A 22872-nucleotide genomic window follows, 5' to 3' on the forward strand; every position below is an offset into this window, starting at 1 on the left:
CCGGCCAGCGCGCGTTCATATGGATGCAGCCGGTGTCGACAGACGTACGGGACGACGGTACGCGCGTGACCATCGCGTCAGACGCCGTGGCCGATGCCGTCGAGCGGAGCCTGCCGCCGCGTCGCGGCACGGCCACACTCGGCGTCACGCGGCCTTGAGCACCGACAACTGCAGCGCCTGGGCGAAGCGGGCCAGCGTGGCGATCGATCCCGTCACGCTTTCGTACCGCTCGCGCCCGATCTGGCCGTCGAGTATCACGAGCATGCCGGCGTCGCGAGCGAGTGCGACGAGTGCCTGCGTGTCGAGTGTGGCTGCGCCGGACGGATCGTCCGGGTCGGTGCGGTAGCTGGCGTGTGACATGACGTCTCTCCTCGTGCCTGCGATCGGTTGGTCGTGCAACCGTTCTTGGTGATTTCAGTATCGTCGCCGTCACGGGGCGATTCAATCAGCCTTGCCCGAAGCTGCGGTAGGAATCGTGCAGATGCCGTCGGCGGATTCCTACACGGCGCGACGCTTCGAAGCAGGATCGCAGCGTGCCGGCATGCGTTCGCGACGCTGCGCATACCAGCTTCCGATCGCGTGCCAGATCTGCGCGGCGGATTCGCAATACGTGAACAGCTCCAGGTCGCGGCGGTCGATCATCCCTTCGTCCGCGAGAAACGCCAGGTCGACCGCGCGGCGCCAGTACGCCTCGCCGACGAGGATGACCGGCAACGGCGCGATCTTGCGCGTCTGCAGCAGCGTCAGCACCTCGAACAGCTCGTCGAACGTGCCGTAGCCGCCGGGGAAAAAGACGGCCGCCTTCGCGCGCTCGAGCAGGTGCAGCTTGCGGATCGCAAAGTAGTGAAACCGGAAGCAGAGATCGGGCGTGAGGTACGGATTCGGCGCCTGTTCGCGCGGCAGCTCGATATTGAAGCCGATGCTCGGTGCGCCGCGCTCGTAGGCGCCGCGGTTGGCGGCTTCCATGATGCCGGGGCCGCCGCCCGTCACGATCGCGAGCCGCGCAGTGCGGGTGCAGCGGTCGGCATGCGCGACGATGCGCCCGAATTCGCGCGCGGCCCGGTAATACCCACTGTGCTCGACGAGCCGGCTGGCGGCCGCGACGGCGCGGCGCCGGCCCGCGTCGTGCGGGCGCTCGGCGAGCAGGCGATTCGCTTCGTCCAGCCGCGCATTCGCGACGGACGGCGCAACGATGCGCGTGCTGCCGTAGATCACGACCGCATGGCCGATGCGTTCGTTCTGCAGGCGCTCTTCGGCTTTCCAGTAGTCGAGTTGCAGCCGGATGCCTCGCATGCCCGCGCGCCGCAGCAGCGCCGCATCCTCATCGGCAGTCGAGCAGGTTGGTTTTTTGGCGACGCGTCGCGTGCGACGCGGGATGCGTCGGCTACCGTCGTTGCCGACGATGGCATCCGGCCGCGTGGCGGGCCGTTTGCCGCGCGCCTTCGCGATCGTCGCGACGTCTCGCGCCGTGCCGGCGGGCACGCGTTTGGTCAGGGTCGACATGAATGGACGGGACGCGCGCGGCTCACTGGCTCAACACCCATTGCACGAGCTGATGCGCGTCGTCGGGGGACAGCGGCCCGCCGCGATCGATCGCCGACGGCATCGGCGTGTCGCCCCAGTGCACGCGCCCGCCGACGCGCAGCTTGCGCTCCAGTTCCGCGCCGGCATTCGGATCGCCGCGATACCGTTGCGCAATCTCGTGGAATGACGGCCCGAGGAACGTCATGTCGCTCGTATGGCAGAACATGCAGTGCTGCGCGTTGACGAGGTCGGTCGGCTCGGGCACGGCCGTCTGCGCGGCGGCCATGCCGGCCATGCCGGCCGTCGCGGCCATCGCGGTCATCGCGCAGAAGGCGGCGCAACGCAGGATGCTCATGTTCGTTTCCTTGTCGAGATCAGGAGAAGGAGATCACGTCGTCGAGCGGGCGACGCGGCGAATGCGGCGTGTGCGGGCCGCGCCCGACGCGCAGCAGCAACTGCGGCTCGCCGCGCAGCCCGAGCATGTGGCACAGGTGGGCGCGCAGCCCGGCCGTCTCGATCGGCTGGTTCAGGTATGACGCCGTATAGCCCGCGCGCGTCGCGACGAGCAGGATCCGCTCCAGTGCCTGGCCGGCGGCGAGCCACGCTTCGCGATCGTCGCGCACGGTCGCGATGCATACGATCAACGGCGATGCGCCGACGAGCTGGTGATGCAGCGCGGCGAGCCCGTTGCCGAGATCGAAGGTCCGTACCGCCGTCGTCACGACCGGCGCCGCGAAATCGAGCAACGCCGGCACGCCGGCCGCGAATGCCGGCATGCCGTCGTCGTGCCGGCGCGGATCGATCCAGCTCGCCAGCTCGCGCCGGAAGCGCGGGTCGGCGAACTGCTGACGATCCGCCTCCGCAACGAGCTCCGCGACGCGTGCGCGGTGCGCGATCGAGTCGACGCACGCGATGTCGGCACCTTCCGCGACGCCGGCCGCGATCAGCTCGCGCTGGAGGTCTTCGGGCACGGGGCTCGATTCGAACGGCGCGCGCGTCGTGACGCGCTCCGGAATCGCATCGAACAGCGCACCGAGGGACGCGTCGGAATAGCCGTCGTCGCAAACCCGGACGAGTGCAAGGAGATCGGGGTCGACTTCGGACGGAAACGTGCTGATCGTGTGGGCGAGCCCGGCATGATTGAGCGCGACACGCAGATTGAGCAACGCCGCCCCGCAGCTGATGATCAGCTCGCGATCGAACGGATCGACCACGGGCAACGCGCGAACGCGGTCCGCACAGACCGAAATCGTGGTGCCGTTGACGAGGAAGCGCCACGGCTGGGAATTGTGGCTGGACGGAGCCAGCACCGCATAGCCCAGCAGCGACCTCAGGTGAAGGCCGGGATGGGCGCTTGCGGCAAGTGGGGGAACGGATATCATTTGATCGTCTCCAGGTCGCCGCGCTGGCGGCGTCACGCCACTTCATCGTGTCAGCAACCGTCCGGCGGCCGTTGACCCACATCAAGCGCGCGTCACCGGGCGGTGCGCGCGCCATGCGCGACGATCAGCCCTGGAAGCGAAGCGCGCGACAGCGATCGCGCGGGGAGGCGAGCATGCTTGCGATGATGTTTGACGGCACGACGCCGCATTTGCGCGAGGCGCACGTGCCGGATCCGGCGCCCGCGGCGGGCCAGTTGCTGATCGACGTACACGCGTGCGGCGTATGCCGGACCGATCTCCACGTGGTCGACGGCGAGCTTGCGCAGCCGAAGCTGCCGCTGATTCCGGGGCATGAGATCGTCGGAACGGTGCGCGAACCGGGCGCAGGCGTGACCGGCTTTGCCATCGGCGACCGGGTGGGTATTCCGTGGCTCGGCTCGACGTGCGGGCATTGCGCGTATTGCACATCCGGCCGCGAAAACCTCTGCGACAACCCGCGATTTACCGGCTATACGATCGACGGCGGCTATGCCGAGTGCGCGGTCGCCGATCATCGCTATTGCGTGCATCTGCCGCAGCGCTATTCCGATCTGGAGGCCGCGCCGTTGCTGTGCGCCGGCCTGATCGGCTATCGAACCTTGCGCATGGCGGGCGACGCCCGACGCATCGGGATCTACGGCTTTGGTGCCGCAGCCCATCTCGTCGCGCAGGTCGCGCATGGCGAAGGGCGCAAGGTATTTGCGTTGACGAAGCCCGGCGATACGGTCGCGCAGCAGCTCGCGCTGTCACTGGGTGCCGCATGGGCCGGCGGCAGCGACGAAGCGCCGCCCGAGCCGCTCGATGCCGCGCTGATCTTCGCGCCGGTGGGTGCACTGGTGCCGGCCGCGCTCCGTGCGGTCGACAAAGGCGGGATCGTCGTGTGCGGCGGCATTCACATGAGCGACATCCCGGGCTTTCCGTATGCGTGGCTGTGGGGCGAGCGCCGCATCGCGTCGGTGGCCAACCTGACGCGCGCGGATGCGGTCGAATTCATGCGGATCGCCGCCGCTATGCCGCTGCAGGTCGAGGCCGTGCGCTACGCACTGACCGACGCGAACCGCGCACTCGACGACTTGCGCGGCGGGCGCGTGTCGGGGGCCGCCGTGCTGGGCATGCGCGGCTGATCGCCCCGACGCTCCCGCGGCACGATCAGATCTGCCGGAGGCCTTCCGAATCGACGATCCGGATCTGCTTGCCCTGCGCCGCGACGAGCCCCTTGTGCTGGAACTTCGACAGCATGCGGCTGACCGTTTCGAGCTTCATCCCGAGATATTCGCCGATCTCGTCGCGCGTCATCCGCAGCACGAATTCGGCAGCCGAGTAGCCGCGCGCCTTGAAGCGCGACGAGAGATTCAGCAGGAACGCGGCCACGCGCTGCTCGGCGGTCATCGTGCCGAGCAACAGCATCTGGGAGGATTCGCGCACGATCTCGCCGCTCATCATCTGGTACACGTGGTGCTGCATCGGTCGCACTTCGCGGCACATCTGCTCGAGCTGGCCGAACGGGATGATGCAGACCGTGCTGTCCTCGAGCGCGATCGCGTCGCCGTTGTGGTGCCCGGTGTGCACGCCGTCGAGCCCGAGCGATTCGCCGACGATCTGGAAGCCGGTGATCTGCTCGTCGCCGTCGCGATGCATCACGATGGTCTTGAACGACCCGGTTCTCACGGCATAGATGCTGTTGAACGTATCGCCCGCGCGAAACAGGGTTTCGCCGCGCCGGACGTGGCGCGTCGTGCAGATCATCGCGTCGACGCGCTCGAAATCGTCAGGCGAAAGATCGGGCGGCATGCAGACGGTACGCAGTGCGCACGTCGAACAGCGGGATGCGGCGCGCTTCGGCTGGTCTGCAGGCTCGACGCGATGCAACGGGATGAACGGGCGTGACGGCATGGTCGTCGAGACTTCGGCACTGCTTTGCATGATCGGCTCCAGTTCGGGGCAGCGGCGGTGCGCCGTCGGGCGGGGTCGCGCTGACCGTTGTACCGGCGGCCTTGGTCTCTGCCGCCTTCCTGTCGGGAAAGCCCCATCGGACGCGCAGGGAGACCGATACGCCGATCTCTTCCGTGATGCTGCCTTTGCTCCGGGAGGCACGCTTGTTTGCTTTTCTTGAGATGCAGTATGGATGTTGCGCGACGTCAAGAAAATCAGCCGGAATTGAAGTTGCGGTAGGTGAGATGGAAGTGTTGTAGGAGGTTTCCTACAGGGGCGCGACAACTTGTCGCGATCGTCGCCGACGTGCGCCGGGCACCGGCGGCGGGCGGGTTGCCGCCGCCCCGGCGTGGCCGGCGTCACCGATGCGTTCGGGAAATCCGGGCGGGCGCGGGGGCTCGACCGCGCCCGATGCCGCCGTCAGAGCTCGTCCGGGTCGTCGAACAGCTTGTGGCGCATCGCGTAGCGCACGAGTGCCGTGTCGTTCGGCATCTGCATCTTTTCGAGGATCCGCGTCTTGTATGTGCTGACGGTCTTGACGCTCACGCAGAGCGCCTGCGCGATTTCGGAAATCGACTCGCCGGTCGTCACGCGCCGGAAGACGTCGAACTCGCGGTCCGACAGCCGCTGGTGCGGCAGGAGATCGGTCGGCTCGTTCAGGCTCTGCGCGAATTGCTCGGCCATGGTCAGGCTGACGTAGACGCCGCCGGCCGCGATCTTGGTGAGTGCCGCGACCAGTTCGGCGCTCGCGCTTTCCTTGGTCATGTAGCCGGACGCGCCCGCGCGGAACGCGCGCACCGCATATTGCTGCTCGGCATGCATCGTCAGCACGAGGATATGCAGTGCCGGCTTCTCGTCCTTGATCTGCTTGATGAGTTCGACGCCGTTGCGGCCGGGCATCGACAGGTCGAGCACGAGCACGTTCGCGTGCGTGTCGCGCACGAGCGCGATCGTCGAAGCACTGTCCTGCGCCTCGCCGACGACGTCGAAACCGCTGGCGTTCTGCAGGATGTGCCGCAGGCCGTCCCGGACGAGGGCGTGGTCGTCGGCGATGAGTACCCTGATCATGACAGCACATCTCCTTGCTGGATGGCGTGAAGCGGCAGCGCCACGGTGATCGTGAATCCCGCTCCCGGCCGGTTGTCGATCGTTACCGTCCCGTCGAGCATGTGCGCGCGCTCACGGATGCCGATCAGCCCGAACGACGGGCGATCGCGCACGTCGCGGCCGTCTTCCGGCGCGCCGTGACCGTTGTCCGCGATGCGCAGCATGCAGTAGCCGTCTTCGACTTTCAAGGCGAGCGTCACGTGCGTCGCGTCGGCGTGCCGCGCGACATTGTTCAGCGCCTCCTGCACGATGCGGAACAGCGTGGTCGCGCCGGCGTGGGTGAACGCGGTATCGACGGGGACGATGTCGCGGTCGACCGTGATCCTGTAGCGGCGCGTGAAATCGTTCGCCAGCCATTCGATCGCCGGGACGAGACCGAGGTCGTCGAGCATCACCGGCCGCAGATCGGCCGCGATGCGCCGGACCGATGCAACGGTCGAATCGATCAGGCGATGCATGCCGCTCAACTGCTCGCGCACGCCGGTATGGGGGGCGACCACGCCCGCGAGCCCCAGTTCGACGGCGGAGAGGTCCATCTTGAGCGCGGTGAGCTGCTGACCGAGGTCGTCGTGCAGTTCGCGTGCAATCCGCGTTTTCTCTTCCTCCCGCACCTTCTGCAGGTTGGCGGACAGGTCGCGCAGTTCCTCGCGCGACTGCTTGAGCGCGTTTTCCGCGCGCACCCGCTCGGTGACGTCGCGCAGCATGACCGTATACAGCTTGCTTGTGCCGTCGCGGATCTGCGAGATCGACGCTTCGATCGGAAACTCGGTGCCGTCGCCGCGCAAGCCGAACAGCACGCGTTGCCGCCCCATCTGCCGCTCCGACACGCCCGTCACGCCGAACTGCTCGACGTGCTTCGAATGCGCGGCGCGAAAGCGCTCGGGGATGAAGCGGGCGAGCGGCGCACCGATCGCCTCCATCGCGGAGACGCCGAACACGCGTTCGGCGGCCGGGTTGAAGATCACGATCGTCTGGTTTTCGTCGACGGTAATGATGGCCTCCATCGATGACCGGATGATGGCCATCATCCGCGCCTCGGTGGGCGGGCTGTCGCCGCCGTGCATACCGGCGAGCGAGCGCTTCGAGACGACCTGCCGCACGAGCGCGGCCAGCGTCAGCGACAGCGCGACGCCGGTCAGCAGCACGGCCATCGCGGCGCCGGACAGGGCGGCACGCGGCGCGCTGTAGCGCAGCGCGAGCGGCGTGCCGCCGAACGTCAGCGAATCGATTCGCCTGAACAGGTCGCGTCCGTCGGAGGACGCGTCGCCGCCGCCGAAGCCGCCGGAAAACACGGGGGCCGCCGGATTGTCGGCCAGGATTTCCATACGCAGCCGATCGAGTACGGACGAACCGACGAGACGCTCCGGATTCAGCGACGCGTAAACATATCCGGTCGCGCGCGCGTGCCGGGGCCCGGACCAAGCCGCGTCTTCAGCATTCGCATAAATCGGCAAGTAGAGCGTCAGTTCCGTCCGGGCGATCGTCGCACCGGTGCTGTCCTGGATCGCGTTCGCAGCCAGCGCGACCTTGCCGGTTTCTGTCGCCCGCTGCAGCGCCTGCAGCGTCGATTGATCGTCGATCGCGGCGCTGGGCTCGATTCTTCCGAGGCTGCGGACGGGCGATTGCAAACCGTCCAGATTGAGACTCGCGAGATAGCCGCGCCATGCGGCCCCCGATTGCGGCGGCGCCAGTGTCGACGCGAAGCCGCGCGCGCCGCGCAATATGGCAGCAGCGCCGAGCAGGCTGCGCCGCAGGTCGGCCGTCGCGAGTGTCGCGGTTTGCTCGAACCGTGCGTGGGCGGCTTGCTGGGCCGCGTCCTGCAGCAATCGGGATGCCGCAAACGTGGCAGTCAGGCCGAGCGCCAGCGTCAGCAGCGCGGCCATCGCTGCGTGTCGGGCGGGCCGAATCCGTTGGGGGGCAGGTTCGGCCTTGAAGGAGGGCGCATGCACTGTCATTGCCGTTCATCCTGACGAATCTCGTCGGCGGCCGGCTGGCGGCGGGCCGGACGCGAGGCACGAAAAGCGGGACGGGCCGGAACTGCGATGTTGCCCGAATTGTGCGCGTTCTATCGACGCTCGCCAATCGGGACCGATGCGGACGGGCGGCGCCGCGCGCGCTTGACCCGTGTCAATGGAACGGCGCGCGCCGGGATCAGACTGGCTTGACGAACCCATCGACCCCGGACGACGGCAGGGAGGCATCATGTACCAAAGGATCTTCGCGGCGCTCGACGGCAGCCGCGGTGCACGGCTCGCGCTCGACGAGGCGATTTCGCTCGCCCGCGAATCGGGCAGCCTGGTCATCGCGATGTGCGTGGTATCGGATGCGCCCCGGCTGGCCGACGTCGACAGCGGCTATATCGACCAGCGCGACCCGGCCGGGCTGGACGCGGACAAGGCCGCGATCGCGGTCTCGGACGCGGAAACAGCGTTTCAGCTATCCGGCGTGCGCGGCATCGCGCAAACGATCGACGCGTGCGGCCAGGATATATCGGACGTGCTGGCGCGCGCCGCCGCCGAATGCGATGCGGACCTGATCGTGATGGGCACGCATGGTCGTCGCGGCGTGCGCCGTGCGTTGCTCGGCAGCGTCGCCGAATCGCTGGTGCGCATCGCGGACCGGCCGGTGCTGGTCGTACGGGAGGGGCCGGGCGCGTGCGCCGGCATGTTGTGACGGTCGTGGCGGCGAGGCTTCGCGAGAAACGGGCAGCCGCACGCGGCTGCCCGTTTTCACTTGCTCAGTGGGACAGCAGGACCGGCACCGTCATCGTCTCGAGGATCGTGCGCGTCGCACCGCCCAGCACGCGTTCGTGCATGCGGGCATGACTGTACAGGCCCATCACCAGCAGGTCCGCATGCAGGTCGGTCACCCGGTTCAGCAGCGTCGCGCCCACGCTCACCGACCGTTCGCGCGGCGTGGTGGAAAACGACGCGCGAATGCCGTGCCGCTCGAGATACGCGGCGACATCGACGCCCGCCGGCGTCTTGTCCGGATCGGGATGCCCGCGGGAGACCGTCTCGACGTTGACGAAGCGCGCGCGGGCGAGCAGCGGCAGCGCATCGGACATCACACGCGCGGCCTCGCGCCCGCCGTCCCAGCCGATCAGCACGTTCTCGCCGAGCGTGCGCACGTCGCCCGCGTAGGGCACGACGATCGCCGGACGTCCGCTGCCCATCACGACATCCTCGACGAAATGGCGGGCCACATAGGTCATACGGTCGTCGGGATCCTCCTGGCCGAGCACCAGCAGGTCGGCGTGGCGCGCATGCAGGACCGCGGCGGCGGTCGCTTCGCCGGTCGGCGCCTGCCATTCGACGCTGCGGCCGGCGCGTTCGGCGGCCATCAGGAATCTTTCTTCCGCTTCCTTGCGCCGCTGTTCGCACAGGCGTTCGTAGACGGCCAGCTTCAGCGGTTCGTCGGGCCGCCGCAACGGCTCCAACAGGTCCTGGCAGACCAAGTAGAGGCCGATCAGGTGGGCATTCCAGCGTCCCGCGAGTTCGAGCGCGAGGTCGACGCGCGTCTTGCAGCGCTCGCTGTCGTCGAGATGGACGAGCAGGGTCTTGTAGCTCATGACGGCTCCTTTTCGGTTGATGCCGCGGTGGTTTCGGCGGGCGCTTTCGCTGCGCAGCTCGCCGGAATCATCAGGACCGGACACGTGGCATGGCGCAGCACGCGCTCGGCCACGCTGCCGAGAACGACGCGGCGAAAGCCGCGCCGGCCGTGCGTGCCGATCACGATCAGGTCGGCGTTGATCTCGCCGGCGAAACTTGCGATCCGTTGCGCGACATCTTCACCCGCCGGCGCGACGTTGGAGATCTGCGGCGTGCCGGCCACGTCGCGGGCTTTCATGCGCCTGGCCGCATCCTCCGTGACGCGCAGCCCTTCCTCGCGGAATGCGTCGATCAGGATCGACGGATCGTATCCGTACGTGTCGTAGGCCGGCACCAGGAAATCGACGACGTAGACCGGAGTCAGCCGAGCACCCGTCTCCGACGCGAGGTTCAGCGCGGCGTCGAGTGCGCGGGACGACGTATCGCTGCCGTCGAGCGCAACCAGAATGTTCGAGTACATGGCGTTTCCCTTGAACGGATGTCGATGAAATCATCATCGGCGCGCGCGCGCCGATCGCGCTGATCTGGATCAAGCGTCGCGGTTGCCGCGCAGCACGCGCACCGCGGCACGCGCCGCGGCCCATGCTTCGTTGGTCGGCTCGACGACCACCGTGACCGCGCTCGACGCAGACGACACGACATGCGCATGGGCGGCGTTCGCCTGCGCGTCGAGCGCGATGCCGAGCCAGCCGAGCGACGCGCAGATCCGCTCGCGCAACTGCGCCGAGTGTTCGCCGATGCCGGCCGTGAAGACCAGCATGTCGAGGCCGCCGAGCAGGGCGGTCAGCGCGCCGGTTTCGCGCACGATGCGATGGACGTACAGCGCCAGCCCGTCGCGCGCGAGCGTATCGCCGGCCGCCTCGCACGCGAGCAGCACACGCGGGTCGCCTGACGCACCCGACACGCCCTTGAGTCCCGACTCGTGATAGAGCATGTGCCCCAGTGCGTCGCCCGACAGCTTCCCGGCCTCGAGCAGGTGCAGTACGACGCCGGGGTCGAGCGTCCCGCAGCGGGTGCTCATCATCAGTCCGTCGAGCGCGGAGAAGCCCATCGTCGTCGCGACGCTGCGGCAGTCGCGCATCGCGCACAGGCTCGCGCCGCTGCCGAGATGGGCGGCGATCACGCGACCATGCGCACGCGAGCCGAACGACTCGTCGAGCGCGACGGCCAGGTATTCGTACGACAGGCCATGGAATCCGTAGCGGCGCACGCCCTGGTCGAACCACGCGTGCGGCAACGGCAGCAGTTGCTCGACACGCGGCAGCGTGCGATGAAACGCCGTGTCGAACACGGCGATTTGCGTGACGTCCGGAAACGCGTCGCGCAGCGCGTCGATCGCATCCAGGCTGTGCGGCTGCTGCAGCGGCGCGAGCGGCGTCAGCGTGCGCAGCGCGTCCATCACTTCAGCGTCGACGATCACCGGCTCCACGTACCGCGCGCCGCCGTGCACGACGCGATGCGCGATCGCGCCCAGCGTGATGTGCGGCAACCGCACGCGAATCCACATCGCGATCTGCGCGAGCACGGCACGGTAGGGATCGCCCGTGACGAGCGGCAGCGCGCCCTCCGGATCGGCATCGAAGCGGATCGACACGCCGTTGCCGGCCGTGACCGCCTCGCCGTCGTGCAGCGGCCGCCGCACGGGATCGCCGTGCGGCGGATACGCAAAGATCGCGAACTTCACGCTCGACGAGCCGGCATTGACGACGAGCAGCGCGAGCGTACGCATCGGCCGGCTCAGTGCGACATCAGCACCGGCAGCGTCATCGACGCCAGCACCGTGCGCGTGGCGCCGCCCATCACCAGCTCGCGCCAGCGCGGATGGCCGTAGGCGCCCATCACGAGCAGGTCGGAACCCGTTTCATAGGCGCGCGACAGCAACGTGTCGCCGACCGCCGGGCCGTCGCCGGTATCGATGTCGAGCACGGTCACGTCGCGTGCATGGCGCGCCAGCATCAGCGCGGCATCGGCGGCTGGAATGCGCGTGGTCGCCGCTTCCGAATCGCCGTCGACCACCGCGGCGACCGTCGTGCGCTTCGCATGTTCGAGAAACGGAATCGCGTCGTGCGCGGCGCGGGCCGCTTCCCGGCTGCCGTCCCATGCGACGAACACCCGTTCGCCGATCGACGGGAATTCGCCGGCGTACGGCACGAAGAGCACCGGACGGCCGGCTGATAACACGAGGTTCTCCGGAAACTGGTCGTCGATATAGGTCTCGGGGTCGTTCGGGTCGCTCTGGCCGGCAATCACGAGATCGGCAAGGCGTGCGGCATGCGGCACGGCCGTATTGGCGCGCTCGTCCGCACGAACCCACGCAGCCGGCACTTTGGCGCGAGCGGTCTCCGCATGGAACAGGCGTTCCAGCGCGGCCAGCCGTTCGTCGCGCTGCTCGCGGCGCTCGCGGAAGTAATCGGCGGACCCTGCCATCACGTAGAACGAATGCGGTTCGGGCGTGTAGACCGCGAACAGGCCGGTCAGATGCGCACCGAAGCGCCGGGCGAGGCGCAACGCGAACTCGAGACGCGAATGCGCCCGGGCGCTCGTATCGAGGTGCACGACTATGCTCTTGTAGCTCATCGGAATCGCTCCATCGACGGGTGATCCGCCAGTGCAATCCAGTCTACGAAGCAGGGTTTCCGCGCGCTTGACTCAGATCAACGGCTGCCGTGCGCGGTGGCCGCAAAGTGATGCGGTCGCGATGCCGGTCATGGGCAGGCGGCATGAGGCGGGATGCCAACCGATGGATCGGATCGAAGGAGGAAAGCCGATGAGCACGTACGCTTTGACGACACCGAATGACCTTTGCCGCGCGGGCTGCGATTTCGCGCTGCGCATGGTCGCGCTGAACCGCGACTGGCAGCATGAATGGCATGCGCTGGCAGGGCGCCGCATTGAACGGGACCGCGTCGCGGTGTGCCACATGCAGCAGGCGCTCGCGGAAACGCGAGAATGGACGGCCTTCGGCGAAGCGACCCGGCAGACGATGCGCGACTACGCGATCGCGAGCGTCGCGCTCTGGCAGGATGCCGCCGAGCTGTGCATGCGTGCGCAGTACGAGAGCGCGGGAGTATGGCGCACCTGGTTGCGCGAATACGGCGCAGGTGCGCTGTCGCGTTATCAGACCGACTGGCTGCCCGATCTGGGACGGCTGGCCGTGGTGAACGAAGCCAGCATGCCGTGGGCAGACTGGATGGCGGCACTGGAGCGCGGGATCGAGGACGCGGCAGGCGCAAACGACGGCGCGCCGGCTGCCGGCCGCCGCCTGAACGGCATGACCGGCGCACGGGAGACCGACGATGTGCGCTAAGCGTGTCGCGTTCGTGACGGGCGGGATGGGCGGCCTCGGCGCCGCGCTCAGCCGGCGTCTGCACGATGCCGGCATGACGGTGGCGGTGTCGCACACGGAACGCAACGACCACGTCGCGACGTGGCTCACGCGCGAACGCGAAGCGGGCCGGACATTCCATGCGTTCGAGGTCGACGTGGCCGATTACGATTCGTGCCAGCACTGCGCGGCACACGTGCTGGCCGAGTTCGGGCGTGTCGACGTGCTCGTCAACAACGCCGGCATCACGCACGACGCGACCTTCGTGAAGATGACCAAGAGCATGTGGGATGCGGTGTTGCGCACCAACCTCGACGGCATGTTCAACATGACGAAGCCGTTCGTGCCGGGCATGATCGAAGCCGGTTTCGGGCGGATTGTGAACATCGGCTCCGTGAACGGTTCGCGCGGCGCATACGGGCAGGCGAACTACGCGGCCGCGAAAGCCGGCATTCATGGCTTCACGAAGGCGCTGGCGCTCGAGCTTGCTCGCCACGGCGTGACGGTGAACACGGTTGCGCCCGGCTATCTGGCGACCGCGATGCTCGAGTCGGTGCCGAAGGAGGTGCTCGACACGAAGATCCTGCCGCAGATTCCGGTCGGTCGTCTTGGCGACCCGGGAGAAATCGCCGAACTCGTGGCCTTTTTGTGCTCGGACGCGGGTGCTTTCGCGACCGGCGCGGAGTTCGACATCAACGGCGGGATGCACATGCGTTGACGCCTTCCCACGCCACGCCCCGCCATACGCCCCGACGGAAGTCTCCTTGGGGAAAGGGCGGGGTTTCTCGGAGCAAATTCTGATGGAAGCGTTCGTCACATCCGGGCCGGACGGGCACGAATCGATACGGCCGTCGGGCGCGGGTGAGCCCGAGTCGGGCGCGACCGAATGCGCGCAAGCCGGTACAACGCCTGCCGAGCAATGGAACCGCGCCGCGCATGCGAACGTGGCGGTGATGACGTTCGGGCTGTCGCCCGTGTCGCTGGCGCTGGCGATGTTCGACTGGAGCACGCATCTGGCGGTGGCGCCCGGGAAATGCTTCGAGCTCGCGACGCAGGCGTGGCTGGCTGCCATTGCACCGGCGGCAAGCCGGCGCGAGGACGACGCCGACGACGCGGACACGAGCGGCCTCGCCGTGCATGCCGGTGAGGCCGATCCGCGTTTCGCCGCGCCCGCGTGGGACGGCTGGCCGTTTCGCGCGTATCGCGACGGCTTCCTGTCGATCCAGCGCTGGTGGCGCGACGCGACGCGCGGCGTACCGGGCGTCGAACGGCACCATGAGGAACTGGTCGGGTTCGCCGCGCGACAGTGGCTCGACGCGTGCTCGCCGGGCAATTTCCTGGCGACCAACCCGGTCGTGCTCGATGCGACGATGCGTAGCGGCGGCGCGAATCTCGCGGCCGGCTTCCGGCACTGGCTGGACGACGCGAACGCGTGGCTCGATCGCACGAGCGGCACGCGGGCCCGCGACGCGCGTGCCTATCTGCCGGGCCGCGACGTGGCGATCACGCCGGGCCGCGTCGTCTGGCGCAACGCGCTGTGCGAGTTGCTGCAATACGACCCGACGACGGCCGACGTTGCCCGCGAGCCGATCCTGATCGTGCCGTCGTGGATCATGAAGTACTACATTCTCGACCTGCAGCCGCACAATTCGCTGATCCGCTTCCTCGTCGATTCCGGCTACACGGTGTTTGCCGTGTCGTGGCGCAATCCGGGCGCGGATGCGCGCGAGCTCGGGCTCGACGATTATCTGCGTGACGGCTGCATGGCGGCGCTCGATGCCGCGCGGTCGATCTGCGGCGAAGCCGCCCATGCGGTCGGCTATTGCCTCGGCGGCACGCTGCTGGCGATCGGCGCGGCGGCGCTCGCGCGCGACGGGCGGCAACACGACGCATTGCGCTCCGTTACGCTGCTGGCGGCCCAGACCGATTTCAGCGAACCCGGCGAACTGGGCCTGTTCATCGACGCCAGCGAACTGTCCGCACTCGACGCGCTGATGTGGCGGCAGGGCTACCTGGACGGCGCGCAGATGTCCGCCGCGTTCGAACTGCTGAACGCGCGCGACCTGATCTGGTCGCGGATGATGAGCGAATACCTGCTCGGCACGCGCACGAAGCCGAACGACCTGATGTCGTGGAATGCGGACACCACGCGCATGCCGTATCGCATGCATACGGAATACCTGACGCGGCTCTTTCTCGACAACGATCTCGCGGCCGGCCGCTACTGCGTCGACGGGCGGCCGGTCGCGCTGTCGGATCTCGACGTGCCGACGTTCGTGGTCGGCACCGAGCGCGATCACGTGTCGCCGTGGCATTCGGTCTACAAGCTCCATCTGCTCACGCACCACGCGCTGACGTTCGTGCTGACGTCCGGCGGCCACAATGCCGGCATCGTGTCGGAGCCCGGCCATCCGGGGCGCCACTATCGCTGCGCGACGCGCGAGCCGGGCGCGCCCTACCGCAGCCGGCACGACTTCCTGAGCGAAACGCCCGCCGTCGACGGATCGTGGTGGACGTGCTGGCGCGACTGGCTGCGCGCGCATTCGTCGGGCGACGTGCCGGCACGCGTGCCGGCCGCCGGGTTCGCTGCGGCGCCCGGCAGCTACGTGCTTCAGACATGAACAGCGGCCTGCTTCCGGACCCGCCCGAAGGCGCGTGCCTGCCCGGCCTGTTGCCGCGCGCGAATGGTGAGCTGCCCGAACTGATCGCGCGTGCGTGCCATGCGCCGCCGCTCACGGTGGCCGTCGTCCACCCGTGCGACATGGCCAGTCTTGTCGCGCTTGCCGCGATCGACGCTTCGCCGTTGGGGGCCTCGATCGAGCCGCTGATCGTCGCGCCGCGACAGAAGGTATTGCGCCTGGCGGACGAGGCGGGCGTCGATCTGGCGAAATGGACGATCGACGACGTACCGCACAGCCATGCGGCGGCGGCCCGCGCGGTGGAACTCGCCACGTCCGGCCGCGCCGGCGCGCTGATGAAGGGCAGCCTGCATACGGACGAGCTGATGGGCGCGGTTGTCGCCGCGGGCTCCGGCCTGCGCACGGACAAGCGCATGTCTCACTGTTTCCTGATCGAGACGCCGGCCTACCGGCGGCCGTTCATCCTGACCGACGCGGCGGTAAACATCGCGCCGGATCTCGCGCAGAAGGCGGCCATCACGCAGAACGCGATCGACGTCGCGCACGCGCTGGGCGTCGCGTGCCCGCGCGTGGCCGTGCTGTGCGCGGTCGAGACCGTCAATCCGGCGATGCGTTCGACGCTCGACGCGGCGGCACTCGCGAAGATGGCCGAGCGCGGCCAGATCACCGGGGCGATCGTCGACGGCCCGCTCGCGTTCGACAACGCGATCTCGCAGCGGGCCGCGCGCGACAAGGGAATCGATTCTCCGGTTGCCGGCCGCGCCGACATCCTGGTCGTGCCCGATATCGAAGCGGGCAACATGCTCGCCAAACAGCTCGAATACCTGGGCGGTGCCGCGAACGCGGGCATCGTCGTGGGCGCGCGCGTGCCGATCGTGCTGACGAGCCGCGCCGACAGTGTCGCGGCCCGGGTCGCGTCCTGCGCGCTCGCGGCCTTGCTAGCGCAGGCCAACCAGCCGGGCACCCTTTCAACGGGGTAATCGTCCTTTTCGTGCAAAATCTGGCGGTTTCGCCTGAAAGCCTTATGTAGCAAGGCTTCACGGCAGATTCCGACTCTCGTCGGCAGTTCCGACCATGATCTGCGGTAAGCTACCTGCCCGCAATTTCCCATTGCGACCGTGACGGGAGGCACTTGATGCCAGGCCTGGAATTTCGGTATGTGGGGCAGGATCGCTTGCCCGCGCGACTGTCGGAGTTCGACGTCGAGCGTTACTTCGCGCTGAGCGACAGCGACGTGGACGCGATCAACGAGCGTTTCCGGCGCGATCACCGTGCGGGCGTCGCCATCCAACTCGTTTTTCTGCGGGCCAGCGGCCACACGCTGGATCGCCCAGTCTCATTTTCGGACCGTGTCGCCGCATGATCAGTGTGGTGACGCGAAACGCGTATGGCTATCGAACCTGAGGACCTGCTGCCGCATTTTGAACGCGAGATGGCGCTCTTGCGCCGTTCGATGCAACCGTTCGCGCGGCGTTACCCCAAGATCGCGGCTCGCCTAGCAATCACTGGGGAGCATTCGGAAGATCCGCACGTCGAGCGGCTCCTGCAGTCGTTCGCGTTGATGTCCGCGCAGCACGACATTCGGCTCGAGGACGATGTACCTGCATTTACGCATGGCCTGCTCGAGACGCTCCATGGCGCGTTCCTACGTCCGTTTCCGTCCTGCGCGATCGCACGATTTTCCCTTAACGGCGCGACCGAACAGACTGAACCGCGTGTTATTCCACGCGGCACCCAACTGCTGACGCCGGTCGCTCGGCAAGTGTTCCGTGCCGCCGCGGATATCACGCTGGTGCCGCTGGCCGTTTCGGCCGCACACTACACGACATCGGCGGTGGCGCCGATGCAAGCGAGCCTGCCGCCAGACACCACCGGCCTTTTTTCCTTCACGCTGGAACTCACGTCGCCAGCGGCGCTTTTCACAATCGCGCCGGACGTATTGCGATTGCATATGGCCGGTACAAGGGATGTTGTCGCGGCACTGGCCGATGGTATCCTGCTGCACGCGGCGCGCGCATTCGTCGAGTTCGACGGCAATGGTCGCTGGACCCGGGTGGACATGCCTCTCACGGCCGGCGGTTTCGACGACGCCGATGCGCTGCTTCCGATGCCTCGCGACGGTTCGGTGGCGCCGTTTCATCTGCTCATGGAGTACTGCGCTTTCCCGGCTCGCTTCGACTGTCTTGATCTGAATCTCGCTCGCTTGAAACGGAAGGCAGGTGCAGCCCGACGGATAACGTTTCATCTGGCCGTGACCGGTATTCATCCGGAATCACATCGCTCCCAGCGGCTGGCGGCGGTCTCGGCCGAGAATCTCCAGCCGTTCTGTACTCCGGTGATCAACCTGTTCTCCAGCGACGCCGAACCGATCGAAACCCGGGCGGGTCTGGCGTACTACGCGCTTAAGCCGCTGGCGCTCGAGGCGATGGCGAAAGCCGAAGTTTGGTCGGTTGATCAGGTTCGTCAGCTCACCGCACACGGCTCCTTGATCCTCCCGCGGTTTGAGTCGCTGCAGCACGCCGTCGACGCGACGGCCGGCGTGTACTGGATGCTGCTGCGCGACGAAGCCCGACGCGCGCCGAAAGCGGCGTCCGGGCCGCTGAAGCCGGGTCAGGAGGCCTTGCCGAAATCGACAGCGGCCGCGACCGACGACGCACTGCGAGGCCTCGAACTGGCGCTGGTGGGCCCAAATTGTGAACCGGCCGCTCCCGAGGGGCAGCGGCAGATCAATGTCACACTGTCTTGCACGAATGGCGATCTGGCCGGTATCCGCGAGCTGCAACTGGCACCGCGCAACGGCGACACGGGTATCGACATCTCGCTATTAGACGCGCCGAGTCCGAGCCGTGCGCCGACATTCCGCAACGGCGAGCTGTGGGAGCTGCTGTCCTGGCTCGTTCCGCAGGCAATACGGCTCAACGCTGATGGTCTCCCACAGTTCAAGCGGATGTGCACTCGTTTTGCGATGGCCGCTCCCGACGCCGGCCGCCGATTCGACGCGCTGGTCTCACTATCGGTCGAGCGCGTGCGACGCTGGATGCCCGGCAAACCCGCTTCCGCGTTTGCCCAGGGACTGGAGATCTCGCTCGTGATCGACGAACAGCGCATGGCCCAGTTCAGCCTCGACGGGTTGGGGCGCGTCTTGGACCGACTTTTCGCGTCCTACGTGCCGACCACCAGCTTCGTGCAAATCATGCTGCAGTCGGCCAATACCGGCGCGACGTTGCGACACGGCGGACCTTGTCCAGGCGTGCAGGCCCCGGTTTGATGGCGTAGTCCGAAAAGAAGGGAAATTGAAAGGTTGTGTTTCGAGTATCTTTCGCCTTGTCGGAACTTGTCCTACAGTAGCGTGGCCTCAGGCTGCCAGTCGGCCGGGGCAGAACCTGAGACGAGAAGAAAGGAACAAGAATGAGTTTCGCCCCGAATGGCGGTATTCCGAGCGGTTTCGGAGGGAATTCGTTGGGCTCGCTGAGTGCGCTCGGCGGCCTTGCCGGCCCGATCGCATCCACCGTGGCTGGCCAAATCGGCCCGCTCGCCGGCGTCGCCGGCCATCTGGACACCGTGCAGCGCGCGGTTCAGCTGGCGCAGACCGGTTTCTCGTTGATGAACAAGACGCCCGCTGCGATTGCGGACGCGCTTAATAATGCGACGGGCGGCGTCGCTCGCCTGACGCAGCTGAACCGGTACGTGACGATCGAGTCTCCGCTCGGGCCCGACGTGTTATTGGTCGGCGCCGCGGTCATCGACGAACACGTTAACCGCTTGCCGGAAATTCACCTCGATTTGCTGTCGCACCAGCATGACCTGACGCCGGATCATCTGATTGGCCAGCAAATCAAGCTGCGGCTCGATCACGATGCGCGGCAATCGACGCTCGAACGCATCGTGATGTCGGGCGGTGCCGACAATAACCGCTATTTCGACGGCTACGTCGCCTCGTTCGATCGCGCCGGCAATCCCGGGCGGGTAACGCAGTACCACATGACCGTGGTGCCCTGGTTCTGGTTCCTGACGCGCTCGACTGACTGTCGAATTTTCCAGAACAAGACTTCGCGTGAGATCCTCAGCGAGATTTTCCAGGATCACGGGTTTACCGACTTCGAGTTCGACATCCGGACCGCCCAGAAGCCCATTGAGTACATCGTGATGTACCAGGAGTCGTACTACAACTTCTGCGCGCGTTTGATGGAGCAGGAAGGTCTGATCTGGACGCACCGCTACGAGAAGGACAAACACATTCTCGTGATCGGCGATACGAACTTCGTGTTTCGCTCGATCGACGGACTGACGAGCGTGCCGTATGCGGACAGCGAGGCGAGCGAATTCAACGGCATTGACCAGTTGCACGAAGGCCGGCGTTTCGGCGTCGGCAAGGTCACGTTCCAGGATTTCAACCACCAGAATCCGTCGTCGCCTCTGATGCTCGTACAGGCCGAGCCGCAGACGTTGCGACATGCGCGCCTCGAGGCGACCGAACGTTTCGAGCATCAGTCGCTGTATGACCACGGCGACGATGGAAATCGCTACGCGCGCATCGCGATGCAGGCCGAGGAAGCGCAGGCGCATCGATATACCGGCGGCGGCTATGCATGGCGGATGACCACTGCCGGCAGTGTGACGGTAGCGAACCATCCGGTGATGGCAAACAACCAGGAATACGCGATCCTGCATGTGCGGCACGAGGCAGTGAACGACTATACCCAACACGCCGCGAAGATGCCGTACCGCAACTCGTTTGCGCTTCTGCCGAAGAAAATTCCGTACCGTGCGCCCCGCAACACGCCGAAACCTGTGATCCACGGCACTCAGTCGGCGATTGTTGTCGGCCCGAAGGGTGAGCAGATCCACACGAACGGCAGTTGCGTGAAGCTGCACTTCTTGTGGGATCGTCGTGGTCAGATGGACGGGTCGGATTCGATGTGGATTCGAGTGTCCCAGCCGTGGGCGGGGGCCGGGTGGGGCGCGGCTGCGATTCCGCGCATCGGACAGGAAGTCCTGGTCTCCTTCAATCAAGGGGATCCTGATAACCCCGTGATCGTGGGGCGCGTCTTCAACGGCGAGCAAGGCAACCCATACCACGGTGCGGCGGGCCAGACGATGGGAATCAAGAGCCAGACGCACAAAGGGCAGGGCTCGAACGAGTTGCGGTTTTCCGACATGAATGGTGCTCAGGAAGTCTTTCTGCACGCGCAGAAGGATATGAAGACCGTGATCAAGGATTCGGAAACGCATACGGTTGAAGCCGGCGCGCGCTCCGTTTCATTGCTCAAGGGCAGCGAAACGAAGCAGATCGCGCAAGGCGGGCTGACTGAAACCATCGCGCTTACCCGTGATACCACTGCCAACGTCATCAACACGAAGGCGATCGCGAGCAAGGCGGGGCCCGGCATGCAGAGCCACCAAGCTAGCGACGGCATCGAGCATCGCGTGGGCGAAAGTGTCGTGGTTATGACGCCAGACAGCATCAAATTGACATATGGCGCTTCGTCGATTCTGATCAATGCGAACGGCATCTATCTCGACGGGCCGGTCATTCATCTGAACCAGGGCAGCGCACAAGCACCCGAACAGGCGCTTGCGCTGCAGTGGGCAGCTGCGCAGGCGATGATCGCGGAGGGACTTGCGAGCCCCGATCCGGAGACGCGTGCGGCCGCAGCGAAGTTCGCGAGTTCGCTCAAGGCGCAGCAGATGGCGAAGCTTGCCGATCACGTCTACCACCCGAACGATCCTCCCCCGACGGGGTGGAAGATGGCCTCCAACGATCCGGAGGCGCTGAAGGCATACGGCCTCAAGCCCGACAACTTCCATATCGACGGTAGCAACTTCGGTTCGCAGATGTATGTGCCGGATCCCAAAGTCTTCGGCGATAGCATGAAGCCAACGATCGCGTTCAAGGGAACGCAGAGCCTCAACCCCTTGGGCGACGATATGACCAACAACATGGCACAAGGGCTCGGCGACGAATCGCCGTACTATCGGAAGGCCGTGACAATCGGCAGTCGCCTCGAGCAGTCGGGTGCGGCGTCGGGCGTCGATTTCACCGGTCACTCGCTCGGCGGCGGGATGGCTTCCGCTGCGGCCGAGGCGAGCGGCGGCTCGGCTGTCACGTTCAACGCGGCCGGCTTGAATCCCGAAACGGTCGCGCAGTACGGCGGGTCGGTTCAACCGACCAACATTACGGCCTATCGAGTCGACGGCGACATATTGACGGGGCTCCAGGAAGGGAGGCTCGGGCCGATCAGTGATGGTACTGCGCAACTCATGCCCAAAGCGGTGGGTACTCCCGTCACGCTCGACGGCCAGAGCGTTACCACTGTTGGTCGTCACATGATGGGCGACGTGACGACCGGGATGAACCAGCAGGTCGCGAAGGACGAACTGGACCTGGTTTCACAACTGAATTCATCACACTGATGCGATACAAAAAAGCGATAACCGTCGGCGCCATTGCCGCACTCGTGGGAGTGAGTTCGCCGTTCTGGTGGCCCACTCAAGCTCAAGGGACGAACATGACTGGCTTTAAACGTTACGCGCCGGAAGAATTTTTTTCGGGACAACAGCTCATGCTTGCTCAAGCCATTCATGACGGAGACCTTGCGCGCGTGCAGCAACTCGCGCCGAAGACGGATCTGAATGTGCCCGGCGCGAAGAATACAACGCTGCTGTCGTATGCCGTACAGGAAATCGTGCCGGTCAAGAACGATGCGTCGAACACCCGCTACCAGATTATTTCGGTGCTCCTCAAGAATGGCGCGGATTCCAAGGCGCCAGTCGGGGCCAGTGGGGGAACGGTCGTCTATGCGGCGCTGCATGCTGACACGCCGAATCTGCTTCGCGTGCTGCTGGACGGCGGTCTTGATCCGAACTGGCGACCAAGCGGCGACACGCCGATGATCTTCGAAGTCGCCGAAAACAAGCTCCTGCCGCAATTGAAGCTGCTGGTCGAGCACAAGGCGAACGTGAATCTCCGTGATTCGCTCGGCGCGACGGCCATCTTCGACGCGACATCGCTTCAACAGTGGGATGCCGTCGATTATCTGCTTGCGCATGGCGCGGACCCGAAGGTTGCAAATCAGCTCGGCGTTTCCTACGGCTGGGTCCTGCAGACCACGCTGGAGAAACACACGGCGCCGGGTTCGCCGGCACGTGCGCGTATCGACGATATCCGCCGCAAGATTGTCGCGGCCGGCGCGCCATGGCCGCCAGTCGATCCGAAAGCGCAGAGGACAGCCATGCGCGCACGCGGCGAAAAAGTCGTGACGCCGGCCGGTCAGACGGAATGAGCGTGCGGTCATCGGTGGCGGGCCGTCGCA

General features: G+C 66.5%; 21 protein-coding genes. 10 read left to right on the forward strand and 11 right to left on the reverse strand.

All coding sequences use genetic code 11. The features are described 5' to 3' along the window. Nucleotides 1–144 precede the first annotated feature (144 nt). The 4 genes from DIE15_RS13440 to DIE15_RS13455 all read right to left on the reverse strand — a co-directional run bounded on the left by DIE15_RS13440 (nucleotide 145) and on the right by DIE15_RS13455 (nucleotide 2906). A complete protein-coding gene (locus tag DIE15_RS13440; protein WP_057926969.1) occupies nucleotides 145–360 on the reverse strand; it encodes a hypothetical protein in 216 nt (71 codons plus the stop codon). Between the two features lie 138 nt (nucleotides 361–498). Beyond that, the gene (locus DIE15_RS13445) at nucleotides 499–1503 is read right to left on the reverse strand and encodes a TIGR00730 family Rossman fold protein (protein WP_124833499.1); all 1005 of its coding nucleotides are present in this window, start codon (nucleotides 1501–1503) and stop codon (nucleotides 499–501) included. Nucleotides 1504–1525: 22 nt separating this feature from the next. Next, a complete protein-coding gene (locus tag DIE15_RS13450; RefSeq protein WP_124833500.1) occupies nucleotides 1526–1879 on the reverse strand; it encodes a c-type cytochrome in 354 nt (117 codons plus the stop codon). 19 nt (nucleotides 1880–1898) lie between these two features. Next, a complete protein-coding gene (locus tag DIE15_RS13455; RefSeq protein WP_124833501.1) occupies nucleotides 1899–2906 on the reverse strand; it encodes an Acg family FMN-binding oxidoreductase in 1008 nt (335 codons plus the stop codon). 173 nt (nucleotides 2907–3079) lie between these two features. Here DIE15_RS13455 and DIE15_RS13460 point away from each other — a divergent pair, with 173 nt between their 5' ends. Beyond that, entirely contained in the window at nucleotides 3080–4069 is a 990-nt protein-coding gene (locus DIE15_RS13460) for a zinc-dependent alcohol dehydrogenase family protein (protein ID WP_124833502.1), read from the forward strand. 25 nt (nucleotides 4070–4094) lie between these two features. Here the strand turns inward: DIE15_RS13460 and fnr are convergent, their stop codons facing one another. The 3 genes from fnr to DIE15_RS13475 form a co-directional block, all read right to left on the reverse strand. Continuing rightward, entirely contained in the window at nucleotides 4095–4868 is a 774-nt protein-coding gene (gene fnr, locus DIE15_RS13465) for a fumarate/nitrate reduction transcriptional regulator Fnr (RefSeq protein WP_057926965.1), read from the reverse strand. A gap of 429 nt (nucleotides 4869–5297) precedes the next feature. Further along, nucleotides 5298–5945, reverse strand: coding sequence for a response regulator transcription factor (locus DIE15_RS13470; RefSeq protein ID WP_124833503.1), 648 nt, complete (start codon nucleotides 5943–5945; stop codon nucleotides 5298–5300). After that, nucleotides 5942–7939: a PAS domain-containing sensor histidine kinase gene (locus tag DIE15_RS13475; protein WP_124833504.1), complete on the reverse strand. Its 1998-nt coding sequence runs from the start codon at nucleotides 7937–7939 to the stop codon at nucleotides 5942–5944. Before DIE15_RS13475 ends, DIE15_RS13470 begins: the two co-directional genes overlap by 4 nt. Before the next feature lie 247 nt (nucleotides 7940–8186). Here DIE15_RS13475 and DIE15_RS13480 point away from each other — a divergent pair, with 247 nt between their 5' ends. After that, entirely contained in the window at nucleotides 8187–8657 is a 471-nt protein-coding gene (locus DIE15_RS13480) for a universal stress protein (RefSeq protein WP_057926962.1), read from the forward strand. 64 nt (nucleotides 8658–8721) lie between these two features. Here the strand turns inward: DIE15_RS13480 and DIE15_RS13485 are convergent, their stop codons facing one another. The 4 genes from DIE15_RS13485 to DIE15_RS13500 all read right to left on the reverse strand — a co-directional run bounded on the left by DIE15_RS13485 (nucleotide 8722) and on the right by DIE15_RS13500 (nucleotide 12172). Then, nucleotides 8722–9555: a universal stress protein gene (locus DIE15_RS13485; protein WP_057926961.1), complete on the reverse strand. Its 834-nt coding sequence runs from the start codon at nucleotides 9553–9555 to the stop codon at nucleotides 8722–8724. Then, complete coding sequence (locus tag DIE15_RS13490; RefSeq protein WP_057926960.1) at nucleotides 9552–10055, reverse strand: universal stress protein; 504 nt, start codon at nucleotides 10053–10055, stop codon at nucleotides 9552–9554. The genes DIE15_RS13485 and DIE15_RS13490 overlap by 4 nt, the downstream gene beginning before the upstream one ends. A gap of 69 nt (nucleotides 10056–10124) precedes the next feature. After that, nucleotides 10125–11324 (reverse strand): acetate/propionate family kinase, encoded by a 1200-nt coding sequence (locus tag DIE15_RS13495; protein WP_124833505.1) that lies wholly within the window; start codon nucleotides 11322–11324, stop codon nucleotides 10125–10127. 8 nt (nucleotides 11325–11332) lie between these two features. Further along, complete coding sequence (locus tag DIE15_RS13500) at nucleotides 11333–12172, reverse strand: universal stress protein (protein ID WP_057926958.1); 840 nt, start codon at nucleotides 12170–12172, stop codon at nucleotides 11333–11335. 190 nt (nucleotides 12173–12362) lie between these two features. Between DIE15_RS13500 and DIE15_RS13505 the strand changes: the two genes are divergently transcribed. From DIE15_RS13505 to DIE15_RS13540, 8 genes are all read left to right on the forward strand, one after another. Then, nucleotides 12363–12902 (forward strand): hypothetical protein, encoded by a 540-nt coding sequence (locus tag DIE15_RS13505; protein ID WP_124833588.1) that lies wholly within the window; start codon nucleotides 12363–12365, stop codon nucleotides 12900–12902. Beyond that, nucleotides 12892–13638 carry an acetoacetyl-CoA reductase gene (phbB, locus tag DIE15_RS13510; protein ID WP_124833506.1) on the forward strand — a complete coding sequence of 249 codons (747 nt, stop codon included), beginning with the start codon at nucleotides 12892–12894 and terminating at the stop codon, nucleotides 13636–13638. The genes DIE15_RS13505 and phbB overlap by 11 nt, the downstream gene beginning before the upstream one ends. Nucleotides 13639–13720: 82 nt before the next feature. Continuing rightward, nucleotides 13721–15541 carry an alpha/beta hydrolase gene (locus DIE15_RS13515; RefSeq protein WP_124833507.1) on the forward strand — a complete coding sequence of 607 codons (1821 nt, stop codon included), beginning with the start codon at nucleotides 13721–13723 and terminating at the stop codon, nucleotides 15539–15541. Then, nucleotides 15538–16539, forward strand: coding sequence for a bifunctional enoyl-CoA hydratase/phosphate acetyltransferase (locus DIE15_RS13520; protein WP_124833508.1), 1002 nt, complete (start codon nucleotides 15538–15540; stop codon nucleotides 16537–16539). The genes DIE15_RS13515 and DIE15_RS13520 overlap by 4 nt, the downstream gene beginning before the upstream one ends. Before the next feature lie 155 nt (nucleotides 16540–16694). After that, nucleotides 16695–16922: a DUF4158 domain-containing protein gene (locus DIE15_RS13525; RefSeq protein ID WP_244104840.1), complete on the forward strand. Its 228-nt coding sequence runs from the start codon at nucleotides 16695–16697 to the stop codon at nucleotides 16920–16922. A gap of 24 nt (nucleotides 16923–16946) precedes the next feature. Beyond that, nucleotides 16947–18827 (forward strand): type VI secretion system baseplate subunit TssF, encoded by a 1881-nt coding sequence (tssF, locus tag DIE15_RS13530; RefSeq protein WP_124833509.1) that lies wholly within the window; start codon nucleotides 16947–16949, stop codon nucleotides 18825–18827. A 140-nt stretch (nucleotides 18828–18967) separates the two neighbouring features. Next, nucleotides 18968–21973 carry a type VI secretion system Vgr family protein gene (locus DIE15_RS13535; RefSeq protein ID WP_124833510.1) on the forward strand — a complete coding sequence of 1002 codons (3006 nt, stop codon included), beginning with the start codon at nucleotides 18968–18970 and terminating at the stop codon, nucleotides 21971–21973. Further along, nucleotides 21973–22842 (forward strand): ankyrin repeat domain-containing protein, encoded by an 870-nt coding sequence (locus DIE15_RS13540; RefSeq protein WP_057926951.1) that lies wholly within the window; start codon nucleotides 21973–21975, stop codon nucleotides 22840–22842. Before DIE15_RS13535 ends, DIE15_RS13540 begins: the two co-directional genes overlap by 1 nt. The last annotated feature ends 30 nt before the right edge of the window (nucleotides 22843–22872 follow it).

The sequence above is a fragment of the Burkholderia sp. Bp9031 genome, assembly GCF_003857965.1.
GTDB lineage: Bacteria > Pseudomonadota > Gammaproteobacteria > Burkholderiales > Burkholderiaceae > Burkholderia > Burkholderia ambifaria_A.

Bases quoted from the DNA above. Each gene is read 5' to 3' on its own strand.
- DIE15_RS13440 (WP_057926969.1), bottom strand. From the start codon at position 360: ATGTCACACGCCAGCTACCGCACCGACCCGGACGATCCGTCCGGCGCA.
- DIE15_RS13445 (WP_124833499.1), bottom strand. From the start codon at position 1,503: ATGTCGACCCTGACCAAACGCGTGCCCGCCGGCACGGCGCGAGACGTC.
- DIE15_RS13450 (WP_124833500.1), bottom strand. From the start codon at position 1,879: ATGAGCATCCTGCGTTGCGCCGCCTTCTGCGCGATGACCGCGATGGCC.
- DIE15_RS13455 (WP_124833501.1), bottom strand. From the start codon at position 2,906: ATGATATCCGTTCCCCCACTTGCCGCAAGCGCCCATCCCGGCCTTCAC.
- DIE15_RS13460 (WP_124833502.1), top strand. From the start codon at position 3,080: ATGCTTGCGATGATGTTTGACGGCACGACGCCGCATTTGCGCGAGGCG.
- fnr (WP_057926965.1), bottom strand. From the start codon at position 4,868: ATGCAAAGCAGTGCCGAAGTCTCGACGACCATGCCGTCACGCCCGTTC.
- DIE15_RS13470 (WP_124833503.1), bottom strand. From the start codon at position 5,945: ATGATCAGGGTACTCATCGCCGACGACCACGCCCTCGTCCGGGACGGC.
- DIE15_RS13475 (WP_124833504.1), bottom strand. From the start codon at position 7,939: ATGACAGTGCATGCGCCCTCCTTCAAGGCCGAACCTGCCCCCCAACGG.
- DIE15_RS13480 (WP_057926962.1), top strand. From the start codon at position 8,187: ATGTACCAAAGGATCTTCGCGGCGCTCGACGGCAGCCGCGGTGCACGG.
- DIE15_RS13485 (WP_057926961.1), bottom strand. From the start codon at position 9,555: ATGAGCTACAAGACCCTGCTCGTCCATCTCGACGACAGCGAGCGCTGC.
- DIE15_RS13490 (WP_057926960.1), bottom strand. From the start codon at position 10,055: ATGTACTCGAACATTCTGGTTGCGCTCGACGGCAGCGATACGTCGTCC.
- DIE15_RS13495 (WP_124833505.1), bottom strand. From the start codon at position 11,324: ATGCGTACGCTCGCGCTGCTCGTCGTCAATGCCGGCTCGTCGAGCGTG.
- DIE15_RS13500 (WP_057926958.1), bottom strand. From the start codon at position 12,172: ATGAGCTACAAGAGCATAGTCGTGCACCTCGATACGAGCGCCCGGGCG.
- DIE15_RS13505 (WP_124833588.1), top strand. From the start codon at position 12,363: ATGAGCACGTACGCTTTGACGACACCGAATGACCTTTGCCGCGCGGGC.
- phbB (WP_124833506.1), top strand. From the start codon at position 12,892: ATGTGCGCTAAGCGTGTCGCGTTCGTGACGGGCGGGATGGGCGGCCTC.
- DIE15_RS13515 (WP_124833507.1), top strand. From the start codon at position 13,721: ATGGAAGCGTTCGTCACATCCGGGCCGGACGGGCACGAATCGATACGG.
- DIE15_RS13520 (WP_124833508.1), top strand. From the start codon at position 15,538: ATGAACAGCGGCCTGCTTCCGGACCCGCCCGAAGGCGCGTGCCTGCCC.
- DIE15_RS13525 (WP_244104840.1), top strand. From the start codon at position 16,695: ATGCCAGGCCTGGAATTTCGGTATGTGGGGCAGGATCGCTTGCCCGCG.
- tssF (WP_124833509.1), top strand. From the start codon at position 16,947: ATGGCTATCGAACCTGAGGACCTGCTGCCGCATTTTGAACGCGAGATG.
- DIE15_RS13535 (WP_124833510.1), top strand. From the start codon at position 18,968: ATGAGTTTCGCCCCGAATGGCGGTATTCCGAGCGGTTTCGGAGGGAAT.
- DIE15_RS13540 (WP_057926951.1), top strand. From the start codon at position 21,973: ATGCGATACAAAAAAGCGATAACCGTCGGCGCCATTGCCGCACTCGTG.